Origin of the sequence: Bradyrhizobium nitroreducens (assembly GCF_002776695.1) — a bacterium.
Lineage (GTDB): Bacteria > Pseudomonadota > Alphaproteobacteria > Rhizobiales > Xanthobacteraceae > Bradyrhizobium > Bradyrhizobium nitroreducens.
In genome coordinates this window covers 6,214,213-6,233,566 of sequence record NZ_LFJC01000003.1, presented here as the reverse complement: position 1 = coordinate 6,233,566, position 19,354 = coordinate 6,214,213, and the positions used below count along the sequence as shown (strand labels likewise).

The following is a 19,354-nucleotide window of genomic DNA, read 5'->3' as shown; positions in this document are numbered from 1 at the left end:
CGCACTGCTCAGCCCCGATCGATCATCGTGTCGGCAAGGCTCGCTGTCTGTCGCTGGAGCGGTTGGAGGCCGAGCGCCGCGCGCACCTCGTCGACAGCCTTCTCCCCGGCCCCGGTGAACCGCGCCATCCGCGGGGCCGTGCCGGGACCGACCGCCACGGAGTGCTCGCCGGCCAGGAAGCCATGGGTCATGTGAAACCCAAGCGCGCGATAGACCTCGAACTGCTCCTCCGAGAAGAACTGATCCCCGGTGGTCTCATGGGGAAACGTGTCATTCCGCCGCGCATAGTCGCGGATGTAGTCGTTCTCGTCGCTGGAGAGCGAGGACTTGATATAGACGAGATAGCCCTTGTCATTGCCGCCGTAGTCGATGACGCCGATCGCCACGTGAACGTGGTCCTTTGCCGCCTCGTCCGAGGCGGCGGCGGTCTGCGCGGACTTGCTGTCGGCATTCTCGGCCATGATGGCGCGCGTGCGGTCGCGAATCGGCGTCCAGGGCAAATCGATGCGGACGCCGAGATCGATGCGAGCATAACGCTGGAGCTTCATCAGCGAGGCGAAATTCATCGGTGCGTCGGCTTCGGCATCGACCGCGATGATCACCCTGCAGCGCCGGCGCAGCAGCTCGTAGACGCCGAGATTTTCGATGTGACCTCCGTCGGTGAGATAGACACCGTCGCTGTTCTCGTAGAGACGGCCCGAGATTTCCGACCACAGGAACAGCGGCGTGGAGCGGCGCTGCGGCCGGGCCGTCGCCCCGACATAGCGCGGATTGCTCAGCCAGTAGCCCAGCCGCACGTTGAGCAGGGCGAGCGTCGGCGTCAGCGCCTTGATCGAGTTCGAGCCCATGTTCGACGACGCCGCCGCCCCCGAGATCGCCATGGCGGTGGCGAGGTCGAGGCTTTGCTCGAGGCGCTCGACGGCCGGGGTCCTGGCGTAGCGCGTCGCCTCGCTGCCGACATGGAGCGGCGAGAAGACGAAGAAGTCGGCATTGCGACCGCGCCGGTTGGCGAAGTCCGAGCCCTGGATGTTCAGCGCGGTGTTGATGAGGTGATAGGGCGCCCCCAGTTTCGGCGCGGCCGGTTGATCGCCCGGCACGGCGCCGTCATTAGCAACCGCGTAGAGCTCACTCAACTTCATGCGGTCGAGCGGCTTGAAATCACGCCCCTGGTCGAGGCTCGCCTCGGTACGCGCGATATTGCCGTCCGCCGATCGGTCTGGGTCGAACAGAAAGGCCTTGCTCAGCCGATCCCGGTACAGCCGGTGCAGCGAATTCGCGTTGGGCGTCAAGGACCAGGAGATCGCAAACAGCAGCAGGCCGACGAGCGCATACAGGATCACCACGGGCAGGCTGTGCGAATACCCCGAGCCTCCATCCGTCCAATGGAATTGTCTTGCGACATTGAGCGCGGCAAATCTGAGCCAGGCCGGCACGTGAGATACCGGCGTCAGCCATTCCATCGTCGCCGCCGGTGCGGCGGGCTGTGGCCTGATCTCGGCAGAGAACGTGCCCGCACCCGCGTCGAATGCGATCTTGCCGGCCAGATTGCCCGATGCGGGCACGGTCGATTTGTTGGCGGCAAGGCAGCTCCTCTGCCCGATGTTGGCGAGAGGCGCCTGGCATTTCTCGATCGGGTCATTGGCGATGCCCCAATAGGACAAATAGAGATAGGCGACCCAGATGATCAGCGGCAGCGCGAGGCCCGCGATCCACAGCACGACCTTGGCGGCGATCGCGAGCACCAGCGAGCCCCATTGCGAGGATACGCTGTTGCCCTTGAGGAATTCGGCGAATTGCTGCCTGAAGGCCATGACGAACACGCCGATCGGCGCGGCGATTGCAGCGAGGGACTTGATCCAGGTGACCGCGACGCCACCGACCGGGCTGCCGATCGCATCGCCGTCGACGACATCGAACATCTGCGAGAGCATGAACGGCTGGAACTCGAAGAACGCGATCACGGCAAGCAGCACCAGGAAGGTCGCGCCGGCGGTCGGCCAATGCGAACGAAACTCCTGACGCTTTTCGGGGCTCGCAAGTGATTGCTTGAGCGCCCAGACGAAGAACAAGCCGACGCCGATGATCGCGGTCGCAAGCGTCAGCGCGAAATGCTTGATTTGCAGGACGCGCGCGAAGTCGCAGGCGATGCCGAGCAGGAACGCGATGCTCGCGGCATAGGTGAGGAAGACGGTCGGGCCGATGCCGCGCTCGGCGCGCGCGAGCAGATAGGCAATTCCACCGCAGGCGAGCAGCACCAGCGCGACGATCGTGCCGATCGCCGCGAAGCCGAAGCGGTCCGCGATCCAGCCGAAATGGTGCAGCTCACACTGCGGCAGAGCGCCGTCGGCGAGATCGACACCGAAGAAATTCGCAACCGTCAGGCAACTTCGCAGCGGCGTCGACCAGATCGTGACGGCGGCGAGCAGCAGCACGACGGGTAATGTCAGCCCGATATTGGCGATCAGGCCGCGCGCCACGATCGCGATCCCGGTCAGGAGGTCGCGGAAGCCGGCCGGGATCAGATAGTTGGAGTAATTCCTGATATGGCCGACCGACGGCGTATCGCTGATCTCACTGGCGGTCGCCGTGCCGCCAGCCGGCCGCTGGCCGAACACGAAACGCCCCGTCACCGTCATGGTCGTGCTGAGCGAGGTGCCGATATAACCGCCGCCCGACACGGTGGAGAGATAGTCGATCCGCCCGATCAGATCGTGGTGGTTCAACGCCTGGAGCACGCCGAGACACATGGCCGAGGAGCGGATGCCGCCGCCCGACAGAGCGAGCCCGACGACGTCGAGCATCTGGCAGGCTTCGACACCGCCTGGATCGATCTGCCGCGTCTTCCCGCGGCGCGTGTTGATCGCCTCGATCTCGTCGCGAACGATCTGCTGATGCTTCTCGCACCAGGGCGTTTCTTCCTCGAAGGCTGCGGCGTTCCGCGCTGCTTCAGGTCGCGGGACCTGTCCCTGATCGGGCATGTGCGCCTCCCCAGCGGCAAATCACGATCAACAATCAAGAGTTGAAAAACATAACAAAGTATCTACGAGGTTAGTCTCGCCGCGAGCCCGAACGTTCAATACCGGCGAGCAGGATCTCGAGGCCGGTCTCGAATGTCGCGCGGAAATGCGCCGGCTGGAAATAGGGCGCAGCCGCTGCGAGATGCTTGAATTGCGCGGCGATGGTCTCGCCCGGAACCGGTTCCGCGGATGAAGGACCGCGTGCGTAGCCCGCCGTCTCATCCAGCGCCGCGCCCGTGAGGTAATAGCCGAGTTCACGAAAATAGATCGCCGCCTCGCGATCGGAAAAGCCGGCCTCGCGCAGGATGCCGATGATGCCGTCGATATAGGCGACGCCGGCGGGCGTGTTGAGCCGATGCACCGCGAAGAACGGAAAGAACGCCGGGTGCCTGAGCGCCATGGCTCGGAAGCCGTGAGCGGCCCGGCGCAGGCGCTCGCGCCAGTCCCATTGCGGCTCCATCACCACGCGCGCGTCCGCGAGCATCATGTCGATGAGCGCATCCATCAGATGCGCCTTGCTGGGAAAGTGATGATAGATGCTCATCGCCTCGCAGCCGAGCTCCTCGCCGAGCCGGCGCGTCGAGAACTTGGCCAGCCCCTCGCGGTCGACCAGCGTCATCGCGGCGGCCGCAATCCGCTCGCGCGACAGCCCCCTTCCCCCTTCACCTGGAACCCGACGCTTCCGCGGGGCGGGCGAGGTTTTCCGGCCCGCTTTGGCTTTTCTGCTCATGACATCCGAATCGAAAACACTTGCAACCTTACACCGCAAGGCGGTATCGTGGAACTAACTTACACCGTAAGGTTGGAGCGAAAGCGATGACCGCGATTGATCTGTTTGGCCTGCTGGTGCCGGCGACCTATATCGCGATGCTCGCCATCGAGCGCCTGATCCCGGCGCGACAGTTTCCGGACATTCCCTACTGGCGGCTCAGGGGTTTCTGCTTCCTGACGGTGCAGGGCCTGCTGGCCACCCTGACCCCGTTGCTGATCCCGGAGGCCTGGCTGGACCGGCACAGGCTGATGGACCTCACCGGCCTCGGCGTCGTCGGCGGTGCAGTGCTCGGCTATTTTGTGCTGTCACTCGTCAATTACGGCTGGCACCGTAGCGCGCATACGTTTCCCGTGATGTGGCGGCTGTTCCACCAGATCCATCACAGCCCGCAACGCATGGACATGTCCGGCGCGGCGCTGTTCCATCCGCTGGAGACGATCGCATTCTTTGCGATCGCGTCGGTGGTGACGACGCTGGTCCTCGGGCTCGATCCGATCGCAGCGGCTGCGACCGGCTACATTGCCGCCTTCTACGGCTACTTCCAGCACATGAACGTGCGGACGCCGCAATGGCTCGGCTTCATCATCCAACGGCCGGAAGCGCATTGCGTCCATCATCAGCGCGACGTGCATGCCTTCAATTACGGCGACTTGCCGATCTGGGATCTCTTGTTCGGCACCTTTCGCAATCCGGCGAGTTTCGCGGGCGCGGTCGGCTTCGACGCGCCGGCAACCAACCGGCTTGGTGCGATGCTGGGCTTCGTCGACGTGAACGAACCCGCGGCCGGGCAGAACAACCTCGGCCGCGGCCCCAACGCAAGCAGCTGACGCGAATGGTCGGCGCGCTCAGCCCATCGCCTCGAGCTCGTCGATCATGCCGGCGATGACCGCAAGACCTCCATCCCAGAACTTTGGGTCCTTGGCATCGAGCCCGAACGGCCGCAGCAGCTCGGAATAATGCTTGGTGCCGCCGGCGGCGAGCATGTCGAGATAGCGTTCGGCAAAGCCCTCGGCCGCGTTCTCGTACACGGCATAGAGCGAGTTCACGAGGCAATCGCCGAAGGCATAGGCATAGACGTAGAACGGCGAATGGATGAAGTGCGGGATATACATCCAGTAGTTCTCGTAGCCCGCCTTGATTTCGATCGCCGGACCGAGGCTTTCGCCCTGCACCGAAAGCCAGATCTCGCCGAGCCGTGTCGCGGTGAGCTCGCCGTTCTTGCGCTCGGTGTGGACCGCGCGCTCGAAGGAGTAGAACGCGATCTGCCGCACCACGGTGTTGATCATGTCCTCGACCTTGCCGGCCAGCAGCGCCTGGCGCTGCTTGGCGCTCTTGGTCTGCGCCAACAGCCGCCGGAAGGTCAGCATCTCGCCGAACACGCTTGCGGTCTCCGCCAGCGTCAGCGGCGTCGGCGCCATCAGCGCGCCGTTCCTCGCTGCCAGCACCTGATGCACGCCATGGCCGAGCTCGTGGGCGAGCGTCATCACGTCGCGCGGCTTGCCCTGGTAGTTCATGAGCACGTAAGGGTGCGCGGACGGCGTCGTCGGATGCGAGAACGCACCCGGCGCCTTGCCCGGCCGCACCGGCGCGTCGATCCAGCGATCGGTGAAGAAGCGCTCGGCGATATCAGCCATTTTGGGCGAGAAGCCACGATAGGCCGTCAGCACCATGCTGCGCGCGTCCGGCCAGCCGATGGTATCGGTCGCCGCAAAAGGCAGCGGCGCGTTGCGATCCCAATAAGCGAGCCGCTTCTTGCCGAACCACTTCGCCTTCAGCGCGTAATAGCGATGCGACAGCTTTGGATAGGCCGCGCGGACCGAGGCGACCAGCGCATCCACCACCTCGCGCTCGACGCGGTTGTTGAGATGCCGGGAATCCGCGACGTCCTTGAAGCCGCGCCAGCGGTCGGAGATGTCCTTGTCCTTGGCAAGCGTGTTGGTGATCAGCGCAAAGGTACGCTCATTGGCCTTGAAGGTTTTTGCCAGCGCTTCCGCCGCGCTCTTGCGCTTTGAGCCGTCGCGGTCCTGCAACAGATTGAGCGTCGGCTCGATCGCGAGCTCCTTGGATCCGACCTTGAAACGCAATCCGGAGATGGTCTGGTCGAACAGCCGGTTGAAGGCGGAATAGCCGGTCTGCGCCTTTTCCAGGAACAGCTGCTCGAGCTTGTCGTCGAGCTGATACGGCTTCTCCTTGCGCAGGTCCTCGATCCACGGGCGGTAGTGCGCGAGCTCGGGGGCTTGCATCGCGCGGTTCAAAATATCGTCATCGACGCGATTGAGCTCGAGCGCAAAGAACAGAAGATGCGTGGACGCTGCCGTCAACCGCTCGGAGACATCGCCGTAAAACTTTGAAATCGCAGGGTCCACGCTGTCACCGGCATGGACGAGGCCGGCATAGGAGCCGAGGCGGCCGGCGAGATCGTCGATCGCCTCATAGCGTCGCACGGCTTCCGCGAGCAATTTTCCGCCATCTTCGTTTGCTGTCCCTGTCGCGAGCTTGCCCTTGTAGTCGGTCTCGAAGGCGACGCAGTCGGCATCCATCCTTTCGAGATCGCGTGCCACTTCCGGCGCATCGATCCCGGAATAGAGATCGGCGAGGTTCCACTCGGGAAGCTTGCCGGTCTTGCTCGCGGGCTTCGCGAGTGACGTTTTGGAGGACTTTGCCTTGGGTACGGATTTGGCTGCAGATTTCTTGGCGGCGGATTTCTTGACGGCAGATGTTTTGGCGGCAGGCTTGCGGAGAGCGTTCTTGGAGCGCGAAGTCATTGTGTGGGAAACCTGTGTTCAACAATCGCGACGGCGGGCGGGGGCATCAAGGTTTAAGAGTGCGTTAATCGGCTTCGGCCAGAGTGACCCGATTCGAGACAGATAGTAGTAGCGTGCGGGGAGCACCATGGCTGCCAGTATTTTGATCGCCGACGACGACGCCGTAGCCCGCCGGCTGGTCGAGAACATGGTGCAGAAATGCGGCTATGAGACGGTCGTCGTGGACTCCGGCGACGCCGCGATCGCCGCGCTCACGGCCCCGGACGCGCCGGCCATCGACGCCGTGATCCTCGATCTCGTGATGCCCGGCCTCGACGGTATGGGCGTGCTGGCAAAAATCCGCGAAGCGGGCCTCAGCGTGCCCGTCATCGTGCAGACCGCCCATGGCGGCATCGACAATGTGATCTCGGCGATGCGCGCAGGCGCGGCCGATTTCGTGGTCAAGCCGGTCGGTGTGGAGCGGCTCCAGGTCTCGCTTCGCAATGCTCTCAACGCCTCCGCGCTCAAGGGCGAATTGCAGCGCATCCGGCACAGCCGCGAGGGGCGGCTGACCTTCTCCGACATCATCACCCGCGCCGAGGCCATGGCGCCGGTCATGCGCGCCGCGCAGAAGGCCGCGAACTCCGCCATTCCCGTGCTGATCGAAGGCGATTCAGGCGTCGGCAAAGAGATGTTCGCGCGCGCCATCCATGGCAGCGGCGAGCGCAAGACAAAGCCCTTCGTCGCGGTCAATTGCGGCGCGATCCCCGACAACCTCGTCGAGTCCATTCTGTTCGGCCATGAAAAGGGTGCCTTCACCGGCGCCACCGAGCGGCACATGGGCAAGTTCGTCGAGGCCCATGGCGGCACGCTGTTTCTGGACGAGGTCAGCGAGCTGCCGCTGACCGCGCAGGTCAAGCTGCTGCGCGCGCTCCAGGAAGGCGCAGTGGAGGCCGTCGGCGGCCGCAAGCCCGTCAAGGTCGACGTCCGCATCGTCTCGGCAACCAACCGCAAGCTGCTGGAGCGCGTGAAGCAGGGGCACTTCCGGGAAGACCTGTTCTATCGCCTGCACGTCCTGCCGCTGACGATCCCCTCGCTCCGGGCCCGGCGCGAGGACATCCCGCATCTGCTCCGGCATTTCCTGGCGCGCTTTGCCGCCGAGGAGAACCGCCAGATCACCGGCATCAGTGGCGAGGCCATGGCTCATCTCGCCCAGCTCGACTGGCCCGGCAACATCCGCCAGCTCGAGAACGCGGTCTACCGTGCGGTGGTGATGAGCGACGGCGACCAGCTCGGCCTCAATGATTTCCCCCTGCTCGCCTCGCAGCCACAACCCGTCAACGAAATTCCGACCGCGCCGCTGATGCTCGAGCCGGCGGCGACCCCGTCGGTGGTATCGGGTAACGAAATACCGATCGCTCCACTCCCCGCCGCGGGAACTCTGGCCATGCTGACCCCGACCGGCGATGTCCGTCCTCTCGACGACATGGAGAACGAGATCATCCGCTTCGCGATCTCGCACTATCGCGGCCAAATGTCCGAGGTGGCCCGCCGCCTCAAAATCGGCCGGTCCACCCTCTACCGCAAACTCGACGAAGCCGGGGTTCCCGGGCATGGCGGGAAAAGCGGCGAGGAGACGCACTGAGCCTCATGCGAACGGAGGTTCGCGAGACGAGGCCAGACCGGCTGTAAGCCGTTCGCATGACGACAGAATTCGACCGCGCCTTGAACCGTGACTTGGAAGTGACAGACACAGGGAAAAGCGCGCGGGGCAAGCGCACAATCCGTTGCCAAGAGGCCTCCTTGAAGTCAGTTTGGCGTGAGTTGTCCCGGTTAGCGCTGGCTGCAAAATCGGGGCCTGTATATCGTCTGCGTCAGAATCGTTGCGTGCAGGCGTGCAACTTTCGAGAGGCCGGCGCGATTTAGCCGAAGCTCATTAGGCGATAACGAAGCTGTTCCATGAGGGACAGTTCACCCGAGGGGTGCGACACAATGCGGAACTGTTTGAACCACCGTGCAGGCTTCGACCGTGTCTTGATGACGGTCGCGGCAACCTTCCTCACGGTGTCGGCCAGCTCAGCCCTGGCGCAGGATCAGGCGCGCAGCAGCGCCGCCGAGCTCGCGATCGAAGCCGCGATCCCGCGTCCCGAGCCGGCCAACGTCCCGCCCCCGACCGCAGCCGATATCAAGCTCGACACTACCGCAACGGTGCAGGACTCCGCCAAGGTGTCGGCGCAGGAGCCCGTCAAGGCTGACGCCGCACCGGCCCCGAACAAGGTCGAGACCAAGCCTTCCGACGTCGCCACCACGCCTGCCACCGAGACGCCGAAGAGCGAAACGGCCAAGACCGAGCCTGCCAAGACCGAGCCTGCCAAGACCGAACCTGCCAAGACCGAGCCCGCCAAGGCCGATACAGCGACGGCGACGCCCGCCGCGCCTGCGGCCCCCGCTGCGGCTCCGGCCGCCGAGCCGGTGAAGGCCGCGAGCAACGTTCCCGCCGCGGACCAGCCGGTCGCCGACAAGCTCAAGGACATGATCGGCGCCAAGACGTCGCGCTATTTCGACCGCAAGAACGAGCGCGCGGCGATCGAGAAATTTTACGGCGCACGCGACTTCGCGCCGGTCTGGACCCAGGGCGGCAGCCTGACCGCCGCGGCCAAGGGCGTCATCGCCCGGCTGAAGGACGCGGCTTCCGACGGCCTCAACCCCGCCGACTATGCGGTGCCGGATTTCGCCAGCGCCACCACACCCGATGCGCTCGCCGATGCCGAGCTGAAGCTCACCGCCAGCATGTTCGACTATGCGCGCCAGGCCCAGAGCGGCCGCATGCATTGGTCGCAGGTCTCTGGAGACATCCTCTATCCGGAGCATCCGGTCGACCCGAACGAAGTGCTCGCCAAGATCACCACCGCGACCGACGCCTCCGCTGCGCTCGACAGCTACAATCCGCCGCACAAGCTCTACAAGGAGCTGAAGGCCAAGCTCGCGGAGCTGCGCGGTCAGGGCAACGGCCCGGTGATCGAGATCGCCGACGGCCCGTCGCTCAAATACACCCCGGCGACCAAGAAGCAGGCTGAGATCGTGGTGGAAGATCCGCGCGTGCCGCAGCTCCGCGCCAAGCTCGGCCTTGCCGAGAACGCCAGCGACACCCGCTATGACGCAGCGGTCGCCGACGCCGTGCGAAAATTCCAGAGCGGCGCCGAGATGAAGGCGACCGGCATCCTCGACGACAAGACGGTCAAGGCGCTCAACACCCCGAAGCGCGACAAGCAGATCGACGTGGTGCTGGTCAACATGGAGCGCTGGCGCTGGCTGCCGCGCGACCTCGGTGCGCCCGCGCTGGGCGATGCCTATGTCATCCTCAACATTCCCGACTACACGCTGAAGGTGATGCAGCGCGGCCAGCAGGTCTGGACCACCCGCGTCGTCACCGGCAAGCCGGGCACGCATGCGACCCCGCTGCTGACCGAGACGATGAAGTACATCACGGTCAACCCGACCTGGAACGTGCCGCCGTCGATCGTCTACAACGAATACCTGCCGGCGCTGCAGCAGGATCCGACCGTGCTCCAGCGCATGGGCCTCAAGCTCGAACAGAACCGTGACGGCTCGGTGCACATCTCGCAGCCGCCCGGCGAGGCCAACGCGCTCGGCCGCATCCGCTTCAACTTCCCGAACAAGTTCCTGGTCTATCAGCACGACACGCCGGACAAGAACCTGTTCGCCAGGGAAGATCGCGCCTTCAGCCATGGCTGCATGCGCGTGCAAAATCCGGATCAATATGCGTCCGTGCTGCTCAACATCGCCATGCCGAACGATAAGTACACGCCTGAGCGCGTGCGCAGCATGTACGGCAAGAGCGAGATCGACCTGAAATTCCCGACTCCGATCCCGGTCAACATCACCTATCAGACCGCCTTCGTGGACGACGCCGGCAAGCTGCAATTCCGCAAGGACGTCTATGGCCGCGACGCGACCATGATCAACATCCTGAAGAACAACCGCGGCAAGGATCTCGAGGCCGTCGTTGCGCACTCGCAGCCGAGCTATTCGCGCCCGGCAACGACCCTGCCCTCGGGCGTTGCGGTAGCCAACAATGGCGGCGGCTTCGGCTCGTCCGGTCCGAACTTCTTCGAACGGCTGTTCGGGGCGCCCACCCCGCCGCCGGCCCCGGTCGGCCGCCGGCCGCAACAGCAGCGGGTGTTCACCCGTTAAGCCTCAAGCGGCCCGCTTTGCGAATTCTGAAACAAAATCAACGGCCCCGTCCCCTGGATGGGGCCGTTTAACGTTAACCATTGTCTACCTGGGCCCGGGCAGCGGGCGTTTTTTTGCCACAGTCAACCGGTTAGGATTGTATTCTGACTTGGTTTGGGGGCGGGAAGGTCAACCTCGAATTAACCTTCTCGCTTTAAGAAAGCGTTCATCCTCTTTCGCGCGCTAACGGGGTTGGCGGGAGAGTCCATTTTGAACGCTGGTCGACTGGGTGGGCTCATACGTGCTGACTGGTCTCGCACGCCAATTCGCTGTGCTGTCGTTGTCCCATGCGGGAGTGAAGGTCGGATCCAGGATCGGCCTCGCTGCCGCATTGCTGCTGGCTGCCGCCGGCTCGGTTCATAACGCCGCCGCGCTGAACGAGACCAAGACGCTTTCCTTCCACCACACCCATTCCGGCGAAGACCTCATCGTCACCTTCAAGCGCGATGGCCGCTACGACGAGGGGGCGCTGAAGCAGCTCAACCACTTCCTGCGCGACTGGCGCACCCAGGACGAGACGGTCATGGACCGTCGCCTCTTCGACATCCTCTGGGAAGTCTATCGCGACGTCGACGGCAAGCAGCCGATCCAGATCATCTCCTCCTACCGCTCCCCCGCCACCAACGCCATGCTTCGCCGCCGCTCCTCCGGGGTGGCGCGCTTCAGCCAGCACATGCTGGGACATGCGATGGACTTCTACATTCCGGGCGTGGCGCTGGAGCAGATCCGCTTCGCCGGCCTGCGCCTGCAGCGCGGCGGCGTCGGCTTCTATCCGACCTCGGGCTCGCCCTTCGTGCACCTGGACACCGGCAGCATCCGGCATTGGCCGCGCATGACGCATGACCAGCTCGCCCGCGTCTTCCCGGACGGCAAGACGGTGCATCTGCCGACCGACGGCGTGCCGCTGAAGGGCTATGAGGTCGCCAAGGCCGAGATCGAGCGACGCGGCAGCGGCGACGATGCCGGCAGCAAGCCGAATTTCTTTGCCGCGCTGTTCAAGGGCAAGTCGGCCGCGCCGGCCGCCAGCAGCGACGAGGATGACGAGGGCGCGCCTGCGCCTGCCGCGAAGCCGGCGGCGCCGACCGTCGTCGCAGCCGCAGCCAAGCCCGCCGAACCGGTACCGACGCCCCGTGCCAAGCCGCAGATCGCCAATACGATCCAGCTCGCCTCGGCCGATGCTCAGCTCGTCGCGCCGCCCAAGCCGAAGCCCGCGCCGGTGGCTGACAAGCCCGCGGCCGGCAGCAAGCCGGAGACCCCGGCCGACATCATCAATGCCCGCGGCTTCTGGGATGACGTCCCCGCCACACCGCAGCAGGCGACGCCGGCGCAAATCGCGGCGCTGAAGGCCCGCCAGGCCCTTGCCGCCGCCACCGATCCGCAACCAACCGCCAGCGTGTCCAACGCGGCGCTCCAGGCGCTGGCTTTCGCGCCGGCCGCCTCCCCGGTCGACCGGGCCAATGTCGTCGCCGCCTCGGCGCCGATCCCGCGGTCCGCCCGCCCCCGCAACGTCGCCCAGGCGACCGAGATCAACACGGTGGTCGGCAAGAGCATCGACGGGATGGTCGCGACCGCGACCCGCCTCTCCGCCGCGAAGGGCGAGAGCGTCTGGCTCAAGATCGTGATGCTGTCGCCGAGCGCCAGCCGCGCGATGTCGGTCACGCTGATGGGCGAGCTCGATACCGCGGCGCTGCGTGGCTATTTCGTCAAGCCGCACAGCGTGGTCGCGATGGGCTTTGCCGATGACCCGATGCAAGGCCTGTCCTGCGACAGTTTCTCGGGCAGTGCGACCGCAAAGCTCCAGACAACGTCGTTCGTCGTCCGCACCGCCGCGCTGCGCTGATAGACGCGGCTATCTCCCAGTATTCAGTCTCGTAGCCCGTACCGCGGCTTCTTCCCCCGCCGGTCGAGATGGTACGTCAGCGCCAGCGACAGGCAGATCGATAGCTCCAGCTTCGGCAGCTTGCCCGTCACCGGCAACAGCAATGCCCGGGTCTGCCGGTATTCAAACTGATCGGGAAAGCGCTCGCGAAAATCGTCGACCAACGTCGTCTTGCAGTTGAAGAGAATGGCGGCGTGGTTGGAATCCTTCAGACGTCCAAGCCGGATCGTCGAACCGCTGCCTGTCTCGGCGGTCAGATAGGCCGGCTCGCCCCATTTCAGGGTCTCGGTGAGCCGGCCGGCCTCCTCGTGTGCCGCAGCCGTCGCGAAGACCAGCGAACGCACCTGGAGCAGCCGCTTGCCGATCGGCGCGGGTAGCGCACCGAGGGCACGGCTCACCTCGCGCGGCAGCGGCGGCGCGGTCACGGCGGTCTCCGTTCACAGACCAAGTGCAACATCGCCGGTTGTAGCCCGGATGGAGCGGAAGCGTAATCCGGGGAAGCTTCCCTGCAGCAAGAACCCGGACTTCGCTGCGCTTGATCCGGGTTACGGCGGCAATGCCTGAGGCGCGGCGCCTCAGATCATCCCCAGCGCCTGCATGTAGGTATCGAGAATCGTCTCGGCCTCGGCGCGCTCGTTGGGGTCCTGCTTGCGCAGGCGCACGATGGTGCGCAGCGCCTTGACGTCATAGCCGTTGCCCTTGCTCTCGGCGTAGACGTCGCGAATGTCGTCGGAGATCGCCTTCTTCTCTTCCTCCAGCCGCTCGATGCGCTCGATGATGGATTTGAGCTGGTCCTTGGCAAATTTCGTCGCGGGCTCGTCGTCGCGGACGGCGGCGGTGGTGGCCATCTTGGTACTCCAAATGGAACTGGCAAAACGAGGTGACGCCGGCATCCTCACCGCGCGTGCTGGCTAGAACCCTTAGGGTTGGCGCCGACTGCGTTCAAGGCAGCATCTTGCTCGTCCACAGCGCGCCCACACCTTCCTGAGGCGGGGCGAAGAAAGCTGTTGTGTGATGCGACTCAGGGCCGGCGCGAACTCAATGCCCGTGGTCGTGGGGATGAACCTTCTTCATCGTCTCGATCTGCTCGGGCGTCGCCGTGCCCTGGTACTTCACTTTCCAGGTCTCATAGGGCATGCCGTAGACCGCCTCCCGGCTCTCGTCCTTGCTCAGGGCCGCGCCTTGCGCGTCGGCGGCTTCCTTGAGCCAGTTGGACAGGCAGTTGCGGCAGAAGCCCGCCAGGTTCATCAGATCGATGTTCTGGACATCGGTCCGGGTCTTCAGATGTTCGACCAGACGCCGAAAAGCGGCCGCCTCGAGCTCGGTTCTGGTCTTGTCGTCGATTGCCATGGTTGTATCCCTCGGTATCCCCTTGGAGTCTCCTTGGGCCTGACCCGTCGGGGTCACCCTTACGGGATCAGGTGGGCTCTGTCACAGATTTTGCCATATCCCGGCGCAAACCGGCCCAAGCCGGCGTTGCCCCCTCCGGGGTGGTTCCCGGGCCTACGCCAAATCGTCAATGATCTGGTATAGCTACCGCGACAATGATTGCCGAATCTCCCCGCCCCCCGCTTCGCCTGCTCGCCCGGTTGGTCCCGGTGCTGGTGATCGCCTGGCTGTGCCTCTTCAGCAGCCCGGCTTCTGCCGATTTCCGGCTCTGCAACAACACTTCGAGCCGGGTCGGCATTGCGCTCGGCTACAAGGACGCCGAGGGCTGGACCACCGAAGGCTGGTGGAACATCTCCTCGCGGTCCTGCGAGACCCTGCTGCGGGGAACGCTGGTCGCCCGATACTATTACATCTACGCGATCGACTACGATCGCGGCGGGGAATGGTCGGGGCAGGCCTTCATGTGCTCGCGCGACAAGGAGTTCACCATCCGCGGCACCGAGGACTGCCTCGCACGCGGCTACGACCGGACCGGCTATTTCGAGGTCGACACCGGCGAGCAGCGGGCATGGACGGTGCAGCTGACCGACGCCAACGAGCAGCCGGCGCAACAGCGCGTGCCTGGCCTGCCGGGTCCGGTTGGTCCGGGCGGAGTTCCGGGTTTGCCCAATGGCCCGCCCGGTGGTACGCCCCCCGCCGCGCCTGGCCTCCCGCCAGCCGCCGCCCCGCCCCCGTCTGGAAGTAAGCCATGAGGCGTCTTCGCCGTATCAAGATTCTCGCGACCCTGGGACCCGCCTCTTCAGACCTCGCGATGATCCGCCGCCTGTTCGAGGCCGGCGCCGACCTGTTTCGCATCAACATGAGCCACACCTCGCATGACAAGATGCGGGAGCTGGTGGCGACGATCCGCAATGTCGAGTCGAGCTACGGCCGGCCGATCGGCATCCTGGTCGACCTCCAGGGCCCGAAGCTCCGGCTCGGCGCCTTCGCCGAGGGCTCGGTCCAACTCCAGAACGGCCAGACCTTCACGCTTGATTCCGACAAGGCGCCCGGCGATGCCACGCGCGTCCATCTTCCGCATCCGGAGATCCTGGCCGCGCTGCGGCCCGGCCACGCGCTGCTGCTCGACGACGGCAAGGTGCGCCTGATCGCCGAGGAGACCTCGAAGGAGCACGCGGTGACGCGTGTCGTGGTCGGCGGCAAGATGAGCGACCGCAAGGGCGTCAGCCTGCCCGACACCGACCTGCCGGTCTCCGCCATGACGCCGAAGGACCGCGCCGACCTCGAGGCCGCGCTGGTCACCGGCGTCGACTGGATCGCGCTGTCCTTCGTGCAGCGCGCCGACGACGTGCTCGAAGCCAAGAAGATGATCCGCGGCCGCGCCGCCGTCATGGCCAAGATCGAGAAGCCGCAGGCGATCGACCGCCTTGCCGACATCATCGAGGCCTCCGACGCGCTGATGGTGGCGCGCGGCGACCTCGGCGTCGAGCTGCCGCTGGAGCGCGTGCCGAGCCTGCAGAAGCAAATGACGCGGATGGCGCGCCGCGCCGGCAAGCCGGTGGTGATCGCGACGCAGATGCTGGAATCGATGATCCAGTCGCCGGTGCCGACGCGCGCCGAAGTCTCCGACGTCGCCACCGCCGTCTATGAGGGCGCCGACGCCATCATGCTGTCGGCGGAATCGGCGGCCGGCAAATTCCCGGTCGAGGCGGTCTCGACCATGAACCGCATCGGCGAGGAGGTCGAGCGCGACCCGATTTATCGTTCCGTGCTCACCGCGCAGCGTCCGGCGCCGGAAGCCACCGCGGGCGATGCCATCGCGGACGCCGCGCGGCAGATCGCCGAGACCTTGGACCTGCCCGCCTTGATCTGCTGGACCTCATCGGGCTCGACCGCCGTGCGCGTGGCGCGCGAGCGGCCGAAGCCGCCGATCGTGGCGATCACGCCCAACATCACCGCAGGACGGCGGCTTGCCGTCGTCTGGGGCGTGCATTGCGTGGTGGCTGAAGATGCCCGCGACCAGGACGACATGGTGAGCCGAGCGGGCCAGATCGCGTTCCGCGACGGCTTCGTCCGCGCCGGCCAGCGCGTGCTCATCGTCGCCGGCGTTCCGCTCGGCATTCCCGGCACCACCAACATGGTGCGCATCGCGTCCGTCGGCCCCGAGGGCGACGCGGACATGTAGGCCCGCTGGCGCGGCCAAAACCAAAATCTCGAAAACAACCCCATGCACAGTAGCCGGCATCTTCGGAGAACGTGCGCGGGTTTTGTGAAAAGGTGTGCTCAGGCAATGACCTGAGCGGGGTCAGGGCGCCACCGCCGTCGCGCGGCGATTTTACGCCCCCACCAGCGCCTTCGTCGTCGGCAGCAGTGTCTGCTGCACCACCAGACCACGGGCGCGGGCGTCCATGACGCCGACGGCGCGCAGCGCCAGCAGCGTCACGGTCTGCACCGCATCGCGCATCTTGACGGGATCATCGAGATTGTCGGGCGCGAGCGGGCCGACCAGGGCCTCGTGCAGCGCGCCGAGCAGAGCGGTGGCGGCGAGCGCGGTGTCCTGCGCCGGCAGGTGGCCGGCACGCACCGCAGCGTCGATCCGGGCGGCAATCTCGCCGGCAATCTCGCGCCGGCTAGCGAGCCTGGAGGCGCTGACATCGACATCGACAGGCTCGGCCAGGATGCCCCAGGCCAACCGGCGCTGCGACAGCGTATGGACCGCCACCGTCGTCACGGCGGCCGCCAGCGCCGAGGACGGCCCCGGCGCGGCATCGGCAGCCCGGCGGATCGCCGCGAGCTCGTCGCGGGAGACCTCTGCAATGAGTTCGGAGATCAGCTCGGCCTTGGAGGGGAAGTAACGGTAGACCGTTCCAGCCGCGACATTCGCCCGGACCGCGACCGGGGCGATCTGCACCGCCGCCATCCCGCCTTCCGCCGCAGCCTCCCGCGCCGCCGCGAGAATCGCGCTGCGCCGCGCCGCAAGGCGCTTAACCACTTGATGCGTCCGCCGATAAACCATGGCGCGCTTCCTGTCTCACACGCCTGCCGCACGCCCTGCGGCCGAACGCTTCGTCACGTCAAAAGATGCAAATCGCCCCGCAAGGACTGAACAACTATTCAGGGTAGATGACAAGATGGGAAATGCGTGGCGCGCCACGGCGGCCGGACTGGAGCGTCACCCCTGGTCGTGAAGGCCTCGCCACGAGCTGCCCAAGGGGACTGGCGAGGTTGCTGGGCTCCAGGAGCGAGCTGCTATTGCGCGATGTCCGCCTGGAAAGACCGCCGCTCGATCTCAGCCCCTTTTCGGCGAAGGACAAAGGTTGCCGTATAGGTGCCGGGCGGCCAGACGGAGCCTCCGCGCTTCCTTCCGGCCGAGATGAAATATTGGGCCTGGTCCCGCGGCAGCTTCGGTGCGCGGTACTCCGCGATGACTTGCCCCTGAGGTGACCTCAACTCGATGGCCTGCTCGTCTTCCGCCTGAAGTCCGATTGCGCGAACATACGCAACGAGAGCGGCAGAATGAGAGCCGGGCGGAGATTGCTTCACCTCTCCGGTCTCGATCTCGTCCATGGTCATCGCTCGATCAGCGAAGCCGACGTTGATGATCTCGGTCGGCCGATAGTTCGAAACGGACTCCAGCGCGGGCTGCCACAGCGAACGACCGCCGCTGCACTCGCCTTTCGCCCCTTCGGCAAAGGGATCCACGACGACCCCGTCATGCCTCACCGTGAAATGCAGGTGTGGAAACTCGGTGTTTCCGGACAGACCCACCAGCCCAAGTGCCTGCCCGGAGCTTACCCTGTCACCAGGTTTAACTCTGACACTTCCTTTGACCATGTGGCAGTACTGCGTGCTCCAGCCATTTCCATGTTCGACGACCGCGCCGTTGCCGCATTCCTTGCCGGCTATTGCGGCTTTGCCGACGACCTTGACCGATACGTCATCCATGCCGTCGCGCGTGTGGGCAACGCGCCCGGGGGCGGCGGCAACGACTTCGACGCCACTTCTCTGAACGTCCAGATCGGGCAGCCGGATGTCGGTGCCATCGTGACCGTCATAGGTTCGGTGACCGCATCGAAAGTCCGAGATCTTGTCGGAGGCATCATGGTCGACGTAGTTCTGGATGAAACAGGTCGTTCCCAGGCTGCAAGCCACCGGCCAAGCGAAAAGCTGCAGCTCGGAGCCGCGAGCCACCGACGCGCAAGTGATGACCGAGCAGACCACCAATACAGACACAAGCGCTCTCATCCGATCCGTCCGCTCTGACGCAGGGGCGCGCGACAAAGTGTAGTCTGGAAGCGAGACTTTCATTCCTGATGTCCCAAGAACCTTGGCCAACATCGGTACACTGTGAAGCCAACAGTACCGGGAAGGATCACCCACGAAGGCGACGATCCATCCCTATCAGCCGGATTTGTGCCGCTCAAGCCAAGCCCGCATCTCTCGTGCGATGAAAACGAATCCCAAGCAGCCTATCAGAATGAACAGCAGATGAAGCCCAAACAAGCCGACGAAGTTGAATGGATGGTCGGCAAACGTGATCAGCTGATGGTGACTGCGCTCGCCTCTGCTACGAAAATTCGCCCAGAGCGTTCCGGCAGAGTGCCACTGGCTCAGCCTGTAGACGCTATGCACCCCCGCTATAATCGCTATTACGGCACCGACGAACGGCATGGGGACGTGCAATCTGACCTTCACGGGTCTCACTTGGTGTTTGGCTCCTGGGCCTCGAGGAGCAGGTCATCGCAGAGCATCGTCGGAACGAGGCCTCTTCGTCCGCGCCCCACGTTCGTATCGGCGCCGCTGAAGATCGATATCATTGCGCGAAGTTTGCGCGCCCGCCAAGCCGTCAAATTCATCGTGTTCAGAATCGTTCAGCACTCGGCATCTCATCGTCTTCCCCAATTTTGCCCAGAGGTTCGCGAAGGAACCGGCTTCAAAATGGTGGCAAATTGCCGCAAGCAAAACGAGCGCGATCTCATTCGCTGTCTCACTGCGGTCATTGGCAAACGAAATCGATCGCGATTGAACAGCGATCGAATGAGCATCTTCAAATGCTTGGACTTGCAGGTTCCAAATTTGATTTGAATCTTCTCTGCTTCACGTGTCAGCGCGCCACATCCTCGGAAAAGCGCGAGGTTGCGTGCCGCTTCTTTACATCTCGAAGTTCTCATGTAGGGTCCGCAACCGGACGTTGATGTCGGCCCGCGCGCAGTGTGCAGGCGGCATCGATGTTCGGGGACCGTGGTCGTGACTGGCGTTCGGAATACCTTCAGAGACTCTCTGCGCGGCGCAGGTTCAT

The 19,354-nt window shown here is 64.9% G+C and carries 15 protein-coding genes; 7 read left to right on the top strand and 8 right to left on the bottom strand.

From position 1 onward, the window contains the following. Nucleotides 1-8: 8 nt before the first annotated feature. On the bottom strand, nucleotides 9-2,978 hold the full coding sequence (locus TSA1_RS29755; protein ID WP_100179435.1) for a patatin-like phospholipase domain-containing protein: 2,970 nt from the start codon (nucleotides 2,976-2,978) through the stop codon (nucleotides 9-11). A 70-nt stretch (nucleotides 2,979-3,048) separates the two neighbouring features. Further along, nucleotides 3,049-3,747 (bottom strand): TetR/AcrR family transcriptional regulator, encoded by a 699-nt coding sequence (locus TSA1_RS29750; protein WP_100179434.1) that lies wholly within the window; start codon nucleotides 3,745-3,747, stop codon nucleotides 3,049-3,051. An 86-nt stretch (nucleotides 3,748-3,833) separates the two neighbouring features. Here TSA1_RS29750 and TSA1_RS29745 point away from each other — a divergent pair, with 86 nt between their 5' ends. Beyond that, nucleotides 3,834-4,616 carry a sterol desaturase family protein gene (locus TSA1_RS29745; RefSeq protein WP_100179433.1) on the top strand — a complete coding sequence of 261 codons (783 nt, stop codon included), beginning with the start codon at nucleotides 3,834-3,836 and terminating at the stop codon, nucleotides 4,614-4,616. An 18-nt stretch (nucleotides 4,617-4,634) separates the two neighbouring features. Here the strand turns inward: TSA1_RS29745 and TSA1_RS29740 are convergent, their stop codons facing one another. After that, nucleotides 4,635-6,554, bottom strand: coding sequence for a M3 family oligoendopeptidase (locus TSA1_RS29740; protein ID WP_100179432.1), 1,920 nt, complete (start codon nucleotides 6,552-6,554; stop codon nucleotides 4,635-4,637). Between the two features lie 127 nt (nucleotides 6,555-6,681). Between TSA1_RS29740 and TSA1_RS29735 the strand changes: the two genes are divergently transcribed. The 3 genes from TSA1_RS29735 to TSA1_RS29725 all read left to right on the top strand — a co-directional run bounded on the left by TSA1_RS29735 (nucleotide 6,682) and on the right by TSA1_RS29725 (nucleotide 12,627). Then, entirely contained in the window at nucleotides 6,682-8,178 is a 1,497-nt protein-coding gene (locus tag TSA1_RS29735; protein ID WP_100179431.1) for a sigma-54-dependent transcriptional regulator, read from the top strand. A gap of 347 nt (nucleotides 8,179-8,525) precedes the next feature. Continuing rightward, entirely contained in the window at nucleotides 8,526-10,748 is a 2,223-nt protein-coding gene (locus tag TSA1_RS29730; protein ID WP_100179430.1) for a L,D-transpeptidase family protein, read from the top strand. 268 nt (nucleotides 10,749-11,016) lie between these two features. Continuing rightward, nucleotides 11,017-12,627 carry a peptidoglycan L,D-endopeptidase MepK gene (locus TSA1_RS29725; protein ID WP_100179429.1) on the top strand — a complete coding sequence of 537 codons (1,611 nt, stop codon included), beginning with the start codon at nucleotides 11,017-11,019 and terminating at the stop codon, nucleotides 12,625-12,627. Nucleotides 12,628-12,650: 23 nt separating this feature from the next. Here the strand turns inward: TSA1_RS29725 and TSA1_RS29720 are convergent, their stop codons facing one another. From TSA1_RS29720 to TSA1_RS29710, 3 genes are all read right to left on the bottom strand, one after another. Then, nucleotides 12,651-13,091, bottom strand: a complete 441-nt coding sequence (locus TSA1_RS29720) for a DUF1801 domain-containing protein (protein ID WP_100179428.1) — start codon at nucleotides 13,089-13,091, stop codon at nucleotides 12,651-12,653. A gap of 150 nt (nucleotides 13,092-13,241) precedes the next feature. Continuing rightward, complete coding sequence (locus tag TSA1_RS29715; RefSeq protein ID WP_100179427.1) at nucleotides 13,242-13,514, bottom strand: DUF2312 domain-containing protein; 273 nt, start codon at nucleotides 13,512-13,514, stop codon at nucleotides 13,242-13,244. Between the two features lie 190 nt (nucleotides 13,515-13,704). Beyond that, nucleotides 13,705-14,016 (bottom strand): DUF1244 domain-containing protein, encoded by a 312-nt coding sequence (locus TSA1_RS29710; RefSeq protein ID WP_100179426.1) that lies wholly within the window; start codon nucleotides 14,014-14,016, stop codon nucleotides 13,705-13,707. A 194-nt stretch (nucleotides 14,017-14,210) separates the two neighbouring features. Here TSA1_RS29710 and TSA1_RS29705 point away from each other — a divergent pair, with 194 nt between their 5' ends. Both TSA1_RS29705 and pyk read left to right on the top strand, forming a co-directional pair. Next, nucleotides 14,211-14,807, top strand: a complete 597-nt coding sequence (locus tag TSA1_RS29705) for a DUF1036 domain-containing protein (protein WP_100179425.1) — start codon at nucleotides 14,211-14,213, stop codon at nucleotides 14,805-14,807. After that, nucleotides 14,804-16,240: a pyruvate kinase gene (gene pyk, locus TSA1_RS29700; protein ID WP_100179424.1), complete on the top strand. Its 1,437-nt coding sequence runs from the start codon at nucleotides 14,804-14,806 to the stop codon at nucleotides 16,238-16,240. Before TSA1_RS29705 ends, pyk begins: the two co-directional genes overlap by 4 nt. A 150-nt stretch (nucleotides 16,241-16,390) precedes the next feature. On the opposite strand, the gene TSA1_RS29695 is transcribed toward pyk, so the two are convergent. Together TSA1_RS29695 and TSA1_RS29690 are read right to left on the bottom strand one after the other, a co-directional pair. Next, the gene (locus TSA1_RS29695) at nucleotides 16,391-17,071 is read right to left on the bottom strand and encodes a TetR/AcrR family transcriptional regulator (protein ID WP_100179423.1); all 681 of its coding nucleotides are present in this window, start codon (nucleotides 17,069-17,071) and stop codon (nucleotides 16,391-16,393) included. A 233-nt stretch (nucleotides 17,072-17,304) separates the two neighbouring features. After that, on the bottom strand, nucleotides 17,305-18,300 hold the full coding sequence (locus TSA1_RS29690; RefSeq protein ID WP_100179422.1) for a M23 family metallopeptidase: 996 nt from the start codon (nucleotides 18,298-18,300) through the stop codon (nucleotides 17,305-17,307). A gap of 102 nt (nucleotides 18,301-18,402) precedes the next feature. Here TSA1_RS29690 and TSA1_RS39060 point away from each other — a divergent pair, with 102 nt between their 5' ends. Then, nucleotides 18,403-19,140 carry a hypothetical protein gene (locus TSA1_RS39060; protein WP_145984392.1) on the top strand — a complete coding sequence of 246 codons (738 nt, stop codon included), beginning with the start codon at nucleotides 18,403-18,405 and terminating at the stop codon, nucleotides 19,138-19,140. Nucleotides 19,141-19,354: the final 214 nt, after the last annotated feature.

Excerpts from the sequence above, each read along its gene's own strand:
- TSA1_RS29735 (WP_100179431.1), top strand. The coding sequence starts at position 6,682 with ATGGCTGCCAGTATTTTGATCGCCGACGACGACGCCGTAGCCCGCCGG.
- TSA1_RS29710 (WP_100179426.1), bottom strand. The coding sequence starts at position 14,016 with ATGGCAATCGACGACAAGACCAGAACCGAGCTCGAGGCGGCCGCTTTT.
- TSA1_RS29715 (WP_100179427.1), bottom strand. The coding sequence starts at position 13,514 with ATGGCCACCACCGCCGCCGTCCGCGACGACGAGCCCGCGACGAAATTT.
- TSA1_RS29750 (WP_100179434.1), bottom strand. The coding sequence starts at position 3,747 with ATGAGCAGAAAAGCCAAAGCGGGCCGGAAAACCTCGCCCGCCCCGCGG.
- pyk (WP_100179424.1), top strand. The coding sequence starts at position 14,804 with ATGAGGCGTCTTCGCCGTATCAAGATTCTCGCGACCCTGGGACCCGCC.
- TSA1_RS29755 (WP_100179435.1), bottom strand. The coding sequence starts at position 2,978 with ATGCCCGATCAGGGACAGGTCCCGCGACCTGAAGCAGCGCGGAACGCC.
- TSA1_RS29705 (WP_100179425.1), top strand. The coding sequence starts at position 14,211 with ATGATTGCCGAATCTCCCCGCCCCCCGCTTCGCCTGCTCGCCCGGTTG.
- TSA1_RS29695 (WP_100179423.1), bottom strand. The coding sequence starts at position 17,071 with ATGGTTTATCGGCGGACGCATCAAGTGGTTAAGCGCCTTGCGGCGCGG.
- TSA1_RS29740 (WP_100179432.1), bottom strand. The coding sequence starts at position 6,554 with ATGACTTCGCGCTCCAAGAACGCTCTCCGCAAGCCTGCCGCCAAAACA.
- TSA1_RS29730 (WP_100179430.1), top strand. The coding sequence starts at position 8,526 with ATGCGGAACTGTTTGAACCACCGTGCAGGCTTCGACCGTGTCTTGATG.
- TSA1_RS29745 (WP_100179433.1), top strand. The coding sequence starts at position 3,834 with ATGACCGCGATTGATCTGTTTGGCCTGCTGGTGCCGGCGACCTATATC.
- TSA1_RS29690 (WP_100179422.1), bottom strand. The coding sequence starts at position 18,300 with ATGAGAGCGCTTGTGTCTGTATTGGTGGTCTGCTCGGTCATCACTTGC.